Here is an 11,527-nt window from a genome sequence, read left to right as displayed (position 1 = left end):
CCTGCCCGGCGCTGCCCCGCCCTGCCACGGCTGACCTGGCCCGGCCTCGCCTGGCACACCTCGCCCGCCCCGCCGGCCCGCGAACCACGCCCGTCCTGACCAGGCGAAACCGGCGAACATGCGGGAAACTGGGTGGTGCGCGCCACATTCGGAGGGGGATGTGTAACGCTACCGCAACCCCGGGGAGGCACCATGCGTCCCAACCTGGAGACCACCGATCGAATGCAGTGAGGAGTCACCCGCGTGGATCACCCGCCTCGGAACGGGCAAGGCGGCCGCCGCCCCGCCCGGCCCTGGCAGGACGAGCCAGGCCGGGACGACGTCCGGCGCGCGACGCCGCCGCCCCGCCGTCCCGCACCCCGGCGTGAGCCGGTGGACGCGCGCCGGCGGCCCGAGCCGCGACCGGCCCCGCGAGCCCGCCGCAACTCCTTCCGGGGCGCGAAGATCGCGCTGACCGTCGTGTCACTGCTCGTGATGGGCCTGACCGGCTACGCGTGGGCCGCGATGCAGGGCCTGGTCAACGGGCTGAACTACGCGAACGTGATCGACGACAACGGCGGTGGCGAGAAGCCCGCCGACGGCGCCCGCGACATCCTCCTGGTCGGCCTGGACAGCCGGACCGACGCCCAGGGCAACCCGCTGTCGCGTGAGGTGCTCGACCAGCTGCGGGCCGGCGAGTCCGACGGCGAGCTCAACACCGACTCGCTGATCTTCGTGCACATCCCGAACGACGGCAGCAAGGCCGTCGCGATCTCGATCCCCCGTGACACCTACGTCGACATCCCCGGCGGCTACGGCAAGCACAAGATCAACTCGGCCTACGCGCGCGCGATGCTGTCGGCGCGCAAGGACCTGCAGAAACAGGGCGTCACCGACCCGAAGGAGCTCGACGTCAAGGCCAACCAGGCCGGGGCGAAGGAGCTGATCGAGACGATCCAGAAGCTCACCGGGTCGACCATCGACAACTACGCCGCGGTCAACCTGCTCGGCTTCAGCGACATCACCAAGGCCATCGGCGGGGTCGACGTCTGCCTGAACGACAACGTCAAGGACCAGTACTCCGGCGCGAACTTCACCAAGGGGCAGCACACGATCTCCGGGGTCGAGGCGCTCGAGTTCGTCCGGCAGCGCCACGGCCTGCCCAACGGCGACCTCGACCGGGTCGTCCGGCAGCAGGTGTTCATGGCCGGCATGGCCCGCAAGGTGCTCTCAGCCGGCACGCTGACCAACCCGGGCAAGCTCACCGACCTGATCGACGCCATCAAGAAGTCGGTCGTGCTCAACCAGAACTGGGACGTCTTCGGGTTCGCCCAGCAGATGAAGGGCCTGACCGGCGGCCAGCTCGAGTTCCGCACGATCCCGGTGAAGAACATCGAGTACAAGACCCCCGAGGACGGCACCGCGATCCAGGTCGACCCGGCCGAGGTCAAGCAGTTCGTGCAGGGCCTCGCCGGGCCGCAGCCCGGCCAGACGGCGCCGCCGGCCCAGCAGGCCGACCCCGCGAACAAGGCGACCACGGTCGACGTCCGCAACGCCTCCGGCAAGACCGGCCTGGCCGCGAGCGTCGCCAAGACGCTCGAAGGCAAGGGCTTCAGCTCCGGCGACACGGCGAACGCGACGTCGCGCAAGACCACCGTGATCTGGGTGCCCAAGGGCGGCAAGGACAAGGGCCAGGCCGTCGCGGACGCGCTCGGCGGCTCGCCGACGATCCAAGAGGACAAGAGCGTCCAGACCGGGCACGTGATGGTGTTCCTCGGCGCCGACTACGAGGCGCCGAGCTCGAGCTCCAGCGGCGCCGGAGCCGCCGCGGCGCCGACGTCGCAGGCCGCGCCGCCGCCCGCCGACGAGGGGTCCAAGCCGATCACGGCCGAGGGTGTGCCCTGCGTCAACTGAGTCACGGCGTCTGCAATTTGCACGGTGACGCCCAGTGTCGTTAACCCGTTCGGCCTAACTCAAGCAATCGGTATCAAAGACATGCCCGAATCCGCGTAATGCCCGGGCACCCGCGCACTTACATACACGTGAGGGTGCACGCGCACCGGACTGTCACGTCCGTGCGGGTGCCGTGGAGGAGCACGGCAGGGGACATTGATGTGCTGATCGACGCCGAGGACTACCAGCGGATACTCGGGGACGAGCTCCGCAAGCTCAGGCGCAGCCGAGGGTGGACGCGCAAGGAGCTGAACCAGCACCTGCAGAGCGAGATCTCCCTGCAGACGCTGGCCACCTACGAGCTGGGCACCAGACAGTGTTCCGTGGTGCGGCTGGTCGAGCTCTGCGTCGCGATGGACGAGCTGCCCCAGGACCTGCTGGCCAAGGTGCACCGCCGCGTGTTCGTCGACGAGCCCGGCCGGGTCCGCGTCGACCTGCGCAAGGTGGTCGCCGACGCCTCCCCCGAGCTCCTCCCGCTGCGCCGCTGGGCCGAAGACCGCCTGCGCCAGGCCGGCGAGCAGGGCGCCGGTGAGGTCGCGCTCGACCTGCCCGCGCTGGAGCGCATGGCCGAGCTGTGCGGGCTGCCCACCGTGGACCTGATCGCCCGCCTCCGCCGGTACGCCTCCCGCTGATCCCCCGCGGTCCCCACCGGCCTTCTCCGCCGGTGGGGCCGCGCCCGGTCAGCCGACCAGGTAGTCCTCGCGCCGCACCTTCCGCGTGTCCAGCCAGTAACGCCAGGTGAAGCCCGGCCAGATCGTCCGGTTGACGCCCTTCGCGTCCAGGTACCAGCTCTTGCAGCCCCCGCGCGTCCAGATGCCCTTCGCCAGCTTCCGCTGGATGTCGCGGTTGAACCGCTCCTGCACGTCCTCCTTCGGCTCGATGGCCTTGCCACGGGCCAGCCGCAGCGCCTCGGCGACGTAGGAGATCTGCGCCTCGATCATGAACACGACCGAGTTGTGCCCGAGGCCGGTGTTCGGCCCGAGCAGGAAGAACAGGTTCGGGAAGCCGGCGACGGTGATCCCCAGGTGCGTCCGCATCCCCTCGGTCGCCCACTCCTTGCCGAGGTTGCGCCCGTCGCGCCCGACGATCTCCAGGTCGTCGAAGGCGTCGGTGACGTGGAAGCCGGTGCCGTAGACGATCGCGTCGACCTCGTGCTCGACGCCGGCCGCGTCGACGACGCTGTGCTCGCGGACCTCCCGGACGCCGTCGGTGACGACGTCGACGTTGTCCCGCGCCAGCGCCGGGTAGTAGTCGTTGGAGATGAGCACGCGCTTGCAGCCCATGGTGTAGTCCGGCGTGACCTTGCGGCGCAGCGCCGGGTCCTTGATCGCGCCGTCGATGGTGCGCTTGGCCAGGCGCTGGCCGAGCTTCATCACCCACGACTGGCCGTTGAAGCCGATCGCGCGGGCTTCGAGCAGCCAGTACAGCAGGGTGCGGTAGGCGCGCTGAGCCGGCGGGAACGCCTTGAACAGCGCGCGCGTCCGCCCGGACATCTCGTGGTCGGCCTTCGGCATGATCCACGGCGGCGTGCGCTGGAACAGCGTCAGCGCTTCGACGTCCGGGGCGATCTTCGGCACGAACTGGACGGCGCTGGCGCCGGTGCCGATCACGGCGACCTTCTTGCCCGCGAGGTCGACGTCGTGCCGCCACTGTGCCGAGTGGAACGCCGGGCCGGCGAACTTCTCGATCCCGGGCAGCTCCGGGATCTGCGGCAGGTGCAGCGCCCCGACCCCGGCGACCAGCGCGCCCGCCACGAACTCGTCGCCGCCCCTCGTGGCGACGTGCCAGCGGTTCTCGTCGCCGTCCCAGCGGGCGCCGGTCATCTCCTGGCCGAACCGGACGAACTTCCGCAGGTCGTACTTGTCGGCGACCTCGCGCATATAGCGCCAGATCTCCGGCTGCGGCGAGTAGGCCCGCGACCAGCCCGGGTTCTGCTCGAACGAGAACGAGTACATGTGCGACGGGATGTCGCAGGCGCAGCCCGGGTAGCTGTTGTCGCGCCAGGTGCCGCCGACGTCGTGCGCCTTTTCGAGGATGACGAAGTCGTCGCGCCCCTCCTTGCGCAGCTGGATCGCCATGCCGAGACCGGAGAACCCGGTCCCGACGATGACGACCCCGGTCTCCGTGCGGTTGCCCATGACGCCTCCCGGTTGCGAGCTAACTTACTCAGAGTAGGTTACTACCGGTAGAGTGTCGCCCGTGACCACCGCGAAGCGCAAGCGCATGCCCCGGGCCGAGCGGATGCGGCAGATGGTCGAGGTCGCCGAACAGGTCTTTTCGGCGCGCGGCTACGCGGCGGCGTCCATGGACGAGATCGCCGAGCTGGTGGGCGTCTCGAAGCCGATGCTCTACGAGTACTTCAACTCGAAGGAAGGCCTGCTGCTGGCCTGCATCCGCGAGTCGCGGTCGGTGCTGCGCGAGGTCACCGAGCAGGCGACCGTCGGCGCGGCCACCGCCGAGGACGCGCTGCGCCGCGGCCTGCTGGCGTTCTTCGTCTTCATCCGGGAGCGGCGCGAGGCGTGGTCGCTGCTGCGGCACGAGATGGCGTTGATCGGCACGCCGGCCGCCGACGAGGTCGAGGAAACCCGCCGTCAGCAGACCGACCTGATCGCCGCGTTGATGGGCGGCCACTTCGACAGCGGGGACGACTTGAGGGCCGAAGCGGCGGCGGAATTCGTGGTCGGGGCGTGCGAACGGCTCGCGATCTGGTGTGAGCGACACGATGAGGTGACCCCCGAAATGGCCACCGAATACGCCATGGACGTGCTGTGGAGCGGCCTCGGGAGCCGTGCACGGTAACCTGCGCGTGCATTAGGCCATTCGGTCGTTACTCAGCGCTGTCGTGTCGTGTGACACAGAGTTGCTCTACGGTACTGAAGACACGGTAGAAAGTGTGCTGGACCTTCACGGCCGAGAGGGGGCGCAGTTACCGCGTCATGGAATCGCGGCGACCGCGTCACGGTTGTGTAGGCATGGAGAGGGGCGTGAGGCAGATGGTGGAAGCGATCACGGCGACGTACGTCCAGGAGGACGCCGACTGGGCGATCACGGTCAGCGGCCACGGCAAGGAGCTGACCGCGCGGGCGCCCGGCATCATCGCCGCGCGCGACCGGGCCGACCAGCTGGTCGAGGAGCTCGGCGGCAACGGCAAGGCGACGGTGGTGCACCTGCTCAACGGCAGTGCGTTCGACTTCACCAGCGCTTACATGACCGCCCGGCTGACGCTCCCGAAGCTCCCGCCGCTCGAGGTCCCGCCGCCCGGCAGTGTGCCGAAGCAGCAGACCGACGAGCCGGCCGCGGCTGTAACGGCACCGGCACCGGCTCCCGCGGACAAGAAGCCGGCGTTGCCGCCCAGCAAGCAGCTGCCCAAGGCCGTCGAGGAGGCCAAGGCCCCGGAGCCGGCCGCCCCGGAGGCCAAGACCCCGGCCGACGCCTGAGCTACTTGAGGAGCTTGCGCACCAGCAGGACGAGCACGAGCACACCCGCGCCGATCAGCGGGTACTTCACCTTGGGGTTGTCCAGCTTGGCGCGCACGCCGTCCTTCGCCGACTCCGCGAGCTTCTTGGGGTCCGCTTTGACGGTCAGCTGGTCGAGCGTCGCCGCCAGAGCGGTCCTGGCCTGCTCGATCTCACGCTCGATCGTCTCGGGATCGCGAGCCACGTGTCCTCCTCGCCGCAAGGTGCTTCCAGCGACAACTTAGTCGACGCCCCCACCGCCGCTGCACGGGCCACGCCGCACGCTACGCTTCCGAGTGCTGGGGGCCCGTAGCCCAATTGGCAGAGGCACATGGTTTAGGTCCATGCCAGTGAGAGTTCGAGTCTCTCCGGGCCCACCCCTAGTCGAGCTTGATGTGCGGCGCCAGCGCGCGGAGGAAGTCCGGCGCGTCGAACATCTCCCCCGCCGAGGCGACCCCCTTCACCCTCGCCCGGCCGGTCAGGAGCCGCTCCACCGCCTCCACCGCCAGGGGCGCGCTCACCGCGTAGATGTCCCGGCCGCGGGCCACCGCCCGGCGTTCCGAAGCCCCTGAGCGCACCACGACGTCCACCACGAACGTCTCCGGCTCGTCGCCCCGCGAACTGCCCGCCGCCAGCTCCCCGGCCGCGGACGTCGTCATGTACGTCGTCACGTTCGGGACCTCGAGGTGGCGAGGGATCGTCACGACGTCCGCCATCGTGAACTCGCCCAGGACCGGCCTGGGGCCCAGCGGCGCCGGGAACGCCCACTCCAGCGACGGCAGCGCGTCCTCGCGGTGCTCCAGGCGGCCGTTGGCATAACGGAGGCGCCGGCCGTCGCGGCGTTCGCGGGACACCCGGCCCGCCGCCAGCGTGCCGGGTGTCGGGTGCCAGCCGCTGAGCCCGTACGCGACGTGGACCTCGTCGGCCTTCTCCCAGTCGCCCATCGCCGTCGTGGCCAGGAGGTCGCCCAGGCCGCCGAAGAACGCCATCGCCGGGACCACCGCGATCGGCACGTCCAGCGCGAACGTGTCCAGGTTCGCCTCGATCTCGGCCGCGACGTCCACGTACGGGACGCCGGCGCGCGCCGCCGCCTCGACCAGCGGGACGGCCGTCGCCGCGAACGGGCCCGCCGAGTTGATCACCGCCGCGACCCCCTCGAAAGCGCGGTCGAGCGCCGCCGGGTCGTCGACGGACGCCGGGCGGCCGGTGGGCAGCTTCGCCGCGTCACGGCCGGACAGGACCGGCGAAAACCCCCGGGCGAGCAGCTCGTCCACCACGAAGCGCCCGGTGTGTCCGTAAGCGCCGTAAACCAGTACCGAAGTCATGTAGCCGATCCTCGCGGCCACCCACCAGCGTCACCAGTGTCCGGAACGCCCTCCTGCGTACAGTTTCGGACATGCACGCAGTCGCGCTCGCCGCCACCGACGGGATGTTGTCCTTCGAGCTGGCCATCGCCACCGAGGTCTTCGGCGAGGACCGCCGGTACGACTTTGCCGTCTGCGGCTCGGCGCCGGTCCGGGTCGGGCGGTTCCGGCTGGAGCCGGACCACGGGCTCGACCGGCTGGCGCGCGCCGGCACCGTGATCGTGCCCGGGTGGGCCGACGTCGGCAGCGACCCGCCGGCCGACCTGGTCGACGCCGTCCGCGCGGCCCACGCGGCCGGCGCGCGGGTGGCGTCGCTCTGCACGGGCGCGTTCGTGCTGGCCGCCGCCGGCCTGCTGGACGGGCGGCGCGCGACCACGCACTGGGCGCACACCGACGCCCTGGCCGCCCGCTATCCCGCCGTCACGGTCGACCCGGACGTGCTCTACGTCGACAACGGCAGTGTGCTCACCTCGGCCGGCAAGGCCGCCGCGATGGACCTGTGCCTGCACCTCGTCCGCGCCGACCACGGCTCGGCGGCCGCCAACACTGTCGCCCGCCGGCTGGTCGTGCCGCCGCACCGGGCCGGCGGGCAGGCGCAGTACGTCACCGCGCCGGTGCCCGCGCGCGACGACCACCCGCTGACCGGCCTGCTGCCGTGGGTGACGGCCCGGCTCGACCAGCCGCTCACGGTCGCCGACCTCGCCCGCCAGGCCAACCTCAGCTCCCGCCACCTGGGCCGGCACTTCCGGACGGTGACCGGCACAACGCCGTTGCAGTGGCTGCTCGTCCAGCGGATCCGGCGGGCGCAGGAGCTGCTGGAGAAGACGGGCGACAGCGTCGACACCATCGCGGAGGCGGTCGGCATGGGCACGGCGGCCACCCTGCGACGGCACTTCAACCGCACCGTCGGCGTGCCCCCGGACACCTACCGCCGCACCTTCCGCGGTTAGGGTTCGCCATGCAGTCCTCCGGGTTCGTGGGTGCCGGCGAGATCGCGGCCGCCATCGTCGAAGGCCTCAGCACCGGCGTCGCCGATCCGCCGCCGATCGTCCTCTCCCCGCGCAACCACGACGTCGCACACGGCCTGGCCGCGCGGTTCCCGAACGTGCGCGTGTGCGCGGACAACCAGGAAGTGCTCGACACCGCCACGGTGGTCGTCGTCGCCGTGCGTCCGCAGGTCGCCCAGGAAGTGCTGGCACAGCTGGCTTTCCGGCCGGAGCACGTCGTGGTGAGCGTGCTCGCCGGCGTCGGGCTGGCGCAGCTGCGCGAGTGGGTCGCGCCGGCCACGCGGATCGTCCGGTCCATCCCGCTGCCGACGGCGAGCCGGGCCGCGAGCCGCACCGCGATGTACCCCGACGACGCCGTCGCGCGGACCCTCTACGAGAGCGTCGGCGACGTTGTCGTCCCCGGCGACGAAGCGACGTTGGACGCCTTCAGCGCGGCGACGGCCACCTTCGCCGCGCACCTCGACCAGCTCGCCACGATCGCGAGCTGGATGGCCGAGCACGGGGTCGCGACCGAGGACGCGAACGGCTACGTCGCCCACGTCTACGGTGAGCTCGGCCACACGCTCTCCCAGCACGACGGCACCCTCGAAGCGCTGGCCGGCAAGCACATGACCCCGGGCGGGATCAACGAGCAGTTCCTGGCCGGCCTGCGCCGCGACGGCGTGCCCGACCTCGTGCGGCGGGGCCTCGACGACGTCCTCGCCCGCGTCAAGGGTCAGTAGCGGACGTCGCTCTGCAGCAGCGGCGGGTACACAGTGGACGGTTCACCGTCGACCGTGGCGCCCGCGAACTGCAGCATCGCCCGCTGGGCGCCGTGCATCGGGGCCGGGTAGTCCAGCTCCGGCGCGGAGACCTCGTCCAGCGCGGCGAGGTGCGCCGGCGTGAGCGTGATGTCGAGGCCGGCGAGGTTGCCGGTCAGGTGCTCCAGCCGCCGCGCGCCGACGATCGGGACGACGGTGCCCGGCCGCGACCGCAGCCACTGCAGCGCCACCGCGGCGGACGTCGTCCCCAGCTCGGCGGCGACCGAGGCGACGGCATCGATGACCGCGTACTCCGCCTCGCTCGGGCCGCCCACGAACGCCGTGCGGGCCGAATCGGCGACGTCGGCGCCGCGCCGGTACTTGCCGGACAGGAAGCCGTTCTTCAGCGGGCTCCACGGCGTCAGCGCGATGCCCTGGTCGAGCGCGAACGGCGCCAGCTCCCCCTCGACCGTCCGCGCCAGCAGCGAGTACTCGACCTGCAGCGCGACCAACGGCGTCCAGCCGCGCAGCAGCGCCGTCGTCTGGGCCTGCGCGGTCACCCACGCCGGGGTGTTGGAGAAGCCGACGTAGCGGATCTTGCCCGCGCGGACGAGGTCGTCGAGCGCCCGCAGGGTCTCTTCGATCGGCGTGCCGCGGTCCCAGTTGTGCAGCCAGTAGAGGTCGAGGTGGTCCGTTTGCAGCCGCCGGAGGGACTGCTCCAGCTGCGCGATGACCGACGCGCGGCCCGCGCCGCCGCCGTTGGGGTCGCCGGGGAACATGTTGCCGAAGAACTTCGACGCCAGCACGACGTGCTCACGGCGGCCGGGGTGGGCGGTGAAGAAGTCGCCGAGGATCTTCTCCGAGTGGCCGTTGGTGTAGAAGTTCGCCGTGTCGACGAAGTTGCCGCCGAGGTCGAGGTAGGTCGCGAGGATCTTCTCCGACTCCTCGACGCTGCAGCCGGCGCCGCCCGGGTCTTCGCCGAAGGTCATCGCGCCGAGCGCGAAGGGGCTGACGCGCAGCCCGGACCGGCCGAGGGTGACGTAGTGGTCGAGTGGCATGGAACTCTCCTTGGGGGTCGGATTGGCCACCACCAGGAAACCGTGTAACACCAGCACAACGGTAGATCGATCAACGCTGGCTCTTGCATGATCCTCGCAACCCTGGTTGCGACAGGCAGGCGCGGCTGCTTTCCTGGACGGGTGCTCGACGAACTCCGCGCCCTGATCACCACCCACGTCCGCGACGACATGCGCACGCGGGTGCCGGGCCTGCTGCTGTCCCGCGTCGGGACGAGCGAACAGCACCACTCGCTGGCCGAGCCGCTCCTGGTCGTGATGGCGCAGGGCGGCAAGCAGCTGCTGCTCGGTGACCACGTGCACGAGTACGGCGCCGGGCAGTACCTGCTGGTCAGCACCGAGCTGCCGGTGACCGGCCACTTCGTCGGCGCGACACCGGACACGCCGGCGCTGGGGCTGGGCCTGACCCTGCGGCCCGCGGCCATCGCGCCGCTGCTGCTGGAGGCGCCGCCCGGCCGGTGGGTCCGCGCCGCGCCGACGTCACCGATCGCGACGGGAGACGCGAGCCCGGAGCTGCTCGACGCGGCCGTCCGGCTGCTGCGGCTGCTCGACCACCCCGCGGACGTGCCGGTGCTGGCGCCGCTGATCGAGCGCGAGATCCTCTGGCGGGTGCTGACCGGCCCGCACGGCGGGCTGCTCCGGCAGATCGGCTTGGCCGACAGCGGGCTGGCGCACGTCGGCCGGGCGATCCGGTGGATCCGCGAGAACTACGCCGAGCCGATGCGGATCGACGAGCTCGCGAAGCTGAGCGGGATGAGCGCGTCGGCGTTCCACCGGCACTTCCGCGCGGTGACGGCGATGAGCCCGCTGCAGTTCCAGAAGCGGATCCGCCTGCAGGAGGCCCGCTCGCTGCTGCTGGCCGACGCGGGGGACGTCGCCGGGGCCGGGCACCTCGTCGGGTACGACAGCCCGTCGCAGTTCAACCGCGAGTACCGCCGTCTCTTCGGTGCGCCGCCCGGCGCGGACGCGGCCCGCCTGCGCGCGGCCGCCGCGCCGGCCGCGCAGCTGCCGTGAGGTCCGATCCGTTCAAGATGTCCGGGCCGGCCGGTGCGACGCTGGCGGCATGGCAGTGAACCTCTCCGCGGCGGCGTCGTTCATGGCGACGCACGCCCGGCTCCTCGACAGCCGCCGCTTCCAGCTGCTCAGCGGCGAAACGACCACCGACGCGGTGCTGGCCGCCGTCGACGGGTACCGCAACCCCGACGGCGGGTACGGCTGGGGCCTCGAGCCCGACCTGCGCGCCCCGGAGAGCCAGCCCGGCGGCGCCCTCCACGCGTTCGAGGTGTTCGAAGACATCGCCCCGCGCACGACGCCGCACGCGGCGCGGCTCTGTGACTGGCTGGCGTCGGCGTCCCTCCCGGACGGTGGGCTCCCCTTCGCCCTGCCGGTGGCGGATCCCGCGGGCTGCGCGCCCTTCTGGGCCCAGGCCGACCCGAAGGTGGCGACGGTGCAGAGCACGGCGTTCGCCGCGGGGGTGGCGCTGCGCGTCGCCCGCCACGACGCGGCCGTGCGCGAACACCCGTGGCTGGCCGCGGCGACGCAGTACTGCTTCCGGGAGATCCGCGAGCTCACGGAGGCACCGCACGCGATCGCACTGTCGTTCGCGGTCCGGTTCGCCGACGCGGCGTGCGACCTCCACCCGGAGGCGGCGGGCCTGCTGGAGCACCTCGCGGCGTTCCTCCCACCGGACGGCCTGGTCGCCGTGGCCGGCGGTTCGGAGGGCGAGACGCTGCGCGCGTTGGACTTCGCGCCCCTGCCGGACCGGCCGGCGCGGGCGTTGTTCAAGGACGACGTGATCGAGGCGGAGCTGCGCCGGTTGGCGGGCGAGCAGCAGGACGACGGTGGCTGGCGGGTCGATTTCGCGAGCTTCTCGCCTGCCGCGGCTTTGGAGTGGCGCGGTTATGCGACGGTCGGCGCCGTGTCGACCTTGCAGCGCAACGGACAGCTCTGAGC

12 protein-coding genes and 1 tRNA gene are annotated in these 11,527 nt (G+C 71.7%); 9 read left to right on the top strand and 4 right to left on the bottom strand.

Translation table 11 applies throughout. The features are described from left to right. The first annotated feature begins 243 nt into the window (after positions 1-243). Together ACZ61C_RS05230 and ACZ61C_RS05225 are read left to right on the top strand one after the other, a co-directional pair. Positions 244-1,893 carry an LCP family protein gene (locus ACZ61C_RS05230; protein WP_465303077.1) on the top strand — a complete coding sequence of 550 codons (1,650 nt, stop codon included), beginning with the start codon at positions 244-246 and terminating at the stop codon, positions 1,891-1,893. Positions 1,894-2,093: 200 nt separating this feature from the next. Then, a complete protein-coding gene (locus tag ACZ61C_RS05225; protein WP_465303075.1) occupies positions 2,094-2,564 on the top strand; it encodes a helix-turn-helix domain-containing protein in 471 nt (156 codons plus the stop codon). 48 nt (positions 2,565-2,612) lie between these two features. On the opposite strand, the gene ACZ61C_RS05220 is transcribed toward ACZ61C_RS05225, so the two are convergent. After that, positions 2,613-4,070 carry a flavin-containing monooxygenase gene (locus ACZ61C_RS05220; protein ID WP_465303073.1) on the bottom strand — a complete coding sequence of 486 codons (1,458 nt, stop codon included), beginning with the start codon at positions 4,068-4,070 and terminating at the stop codon, positions 2,613-2,615. Positions 4,071-4,131: 61 nt separating this feature from the next. Here ACZ61C_RS05220 and ACZ61C_RS05215 point away from each other — a divergent pair, with 61 nt between their 5' ends. Further along, a complete protein-coding gene (locus ACZ61C_RS05215; protein WP_465303071.1) occupies positions 4,132-4,731 on the top strand; it encodes a TetR/AcrR family transcriptional regulator in 600 nt (199 codons plus the stop codon). Positions 4,732-4,925: 194 nt separating this feature from the next. Then, positions 4,926-5,369: a hypothetical protein gene (locus ACZ61C_RS05210; RefSeq protein WP_465304191.1), complete on the top strand. Its 444-nt coding sequence runs from the start codon at positions 4,926-4,928 to the stop codon at positions 5,367-5,369. Position 5,370: 1 nt separating this feature from the next. Here the strand turns inward: ACZ61C_RS05210 and ACZ61C_RS05205 are convergent, their stop codons facing one another. Beyond that, positions 5,371-5,592 (bottom strand): DUF3618 domain-containing protein, encoded by a 222-nt coding sequence (locus ACZ61C_RS05205; RefSeq protein ID WP_395925820.1) that lies wholly within the window; start codon positions 5,590-5,592, stop codon positions 5,371-5,373. Positions 5,593-5,690: 98 nt separating this feature from the next. Here ACZ61C_RS05205 and ACZ61C_RS05200 point away from each other — a divergent pair. After that, a tRNA-Leu gene (locus tag ACZ61C_RS05200) sits at positions 5,691-5,764 on the top strand. Between the two features lie 3 nt (positions 5,765-5,767). Here the strand turns inward: ACZ61C_RS05200 and ACZ61C_RS05195 are convergent. Then, positions 5,768-6,712: an NAD(P)H-binding protein gene (locus ACZ61C_RS05195; protein WP_465303069.1), complete on the bottom strand. Its 945-nt coding sequence runs from the start codon at positions 6,710-6,712 to the stop codon at positions 5,768-5,770. Between the two features lie 71 nt (positions 6,713-6,783). On the opposite strand from ACZ61C_RS05195, the gene ACZ61C_RS05190 reads away from it, so the two are divergent. Next, a complete protein-coding gene (locus tag ACZ61C_RS05190; protein WP_465303067.1) occupies positions 6,784-7,701 on the top strand; it encodes a helix-turn-helix domain-containing protein in 918 nt (305 codons plus the stop codon). 8 nt (positions 7,702-7,709) lie between these two features. After that, a complete protein-coding gene (locus ACZ61C_RS05185; RefSeq protein ID WP_465303065.1) occupies positions 7,710-8,480 on the top strand; it encodes an NAD(P)-binding domain-containing protein in 771 nt (256 codons plus the stop codon). Here the strand turns inward: ACZ61C_RS05185 and ACZ61C_RS05180 are convergent. Next, on the bottom strand, positions 8,474-9,556 hold the full coding sequence (locus ACZ61C_RS05180) for an aldo/keto reductase (protein WP_465303063.1): 1,083 nt from the start codon (positions 9,554-9,556) through the stop codon (positions 8,474-8,476). The two genes, ACZ61C_RS05185 and ACZ61C_RS05180, sit on opposite strands and share 7 nt — an antisense overlap. A gap of 141 nt (positions 9,557-9,697) precedes the next feature. Between ACZ61C_RS05180 and ACZ61C_RS05175 the strand changes: the two genes are divergently transcribed. Together ACZ61C_RS05175 and ACZ61C_RS05170 are read left to right on the top strand one after the other, a co-directional pair. Continuing rightward, the gene (locus ACZ61C_RS05175) at positions 9,698-10,588 is read left to right on the top strand and encodes an AraC family transcriptional regulator (protein ID WP_465303061.1); all 891 of its coding nucleotides are present in this window, start codon (positions 9,698-9,700) and stop codon (positions 10,586-10,588) included. Positions 10,589-10,637: 49 nt separating this feature from the next. Further along, a complete protein-coding gene (locus ACZ61C_RS05170) occupies positions 10,638-11,525 on the top strand; it encodes a hypothetical protein (protein ID WP_465303059.1) in 888 nt (295 codons plus the stop codon). Positions 11,526-11,527 lie beyond the last annotated feature (2 nt).

This window comes from Amycolatopsis sp. NPDC104587 (genome assembly GCF_055583645.1).
Note: the sequence above shows the minus strand (reverse complement) of the source record. Positions and strands in the feature narration are given on the sequence as shown.

Excerpts from the sequence above, each read along its gene's own strand:
- ACZ61C_RS05220 (WP_465303073.1), bottom strand. The coding sequence starts at position 4,070 with ATGGGCAACCGCACGGAGACCGGGGTCGTCATCGTCGGGACCGGGTTC.
- ACZ61C_RS05210 (WP_465304191.1), top strand. The coding sequence starts at position 4,926 with ATGGTGGAAGCGATCACGGCGACGTACGTCCAGGAGGACGCCGACTGG.
- ACZ61C_RS05195 (WP_465303069.1), bottom strand. The coding sequence starts at position 6,712 with ATGACTTCGGTACTGGTTTACGGCGCTTACGGACACACCGGGCGCTTC.
- ACZ61C_RS05190 (WP_465303067.1), top strand. The coding sequence starts at position 6,784 with ATGCACGCAGTCGCGCTCGCCGCCACCGACGGGATGTTGTCCTTCGAG.
- ACZ61C_RS05185 (WP_465303065.1), top strand. The coding sequence starts at position 7,710 with ATGCAGTCCTCCGGGTTCGTGGGTGCCGGCGAGATCGCGGCCGCCATC.
- ACZ61C_RS05180 (WP_465303063.1), bottom strand. The coding sequence starts at position 9,556 with ATGCCACTCGACCACTACGTCACCCTCGGCCGGTCCGGGCTGCGCGTC.
- ACZ61C_RS05170 (WP_465303059.1), top strand. The coding sequence starts at position 10,638 with ATGGCAGTGAACCTCTCCGCGGCGGCGTCGTTCATGGCGACGCACGCC.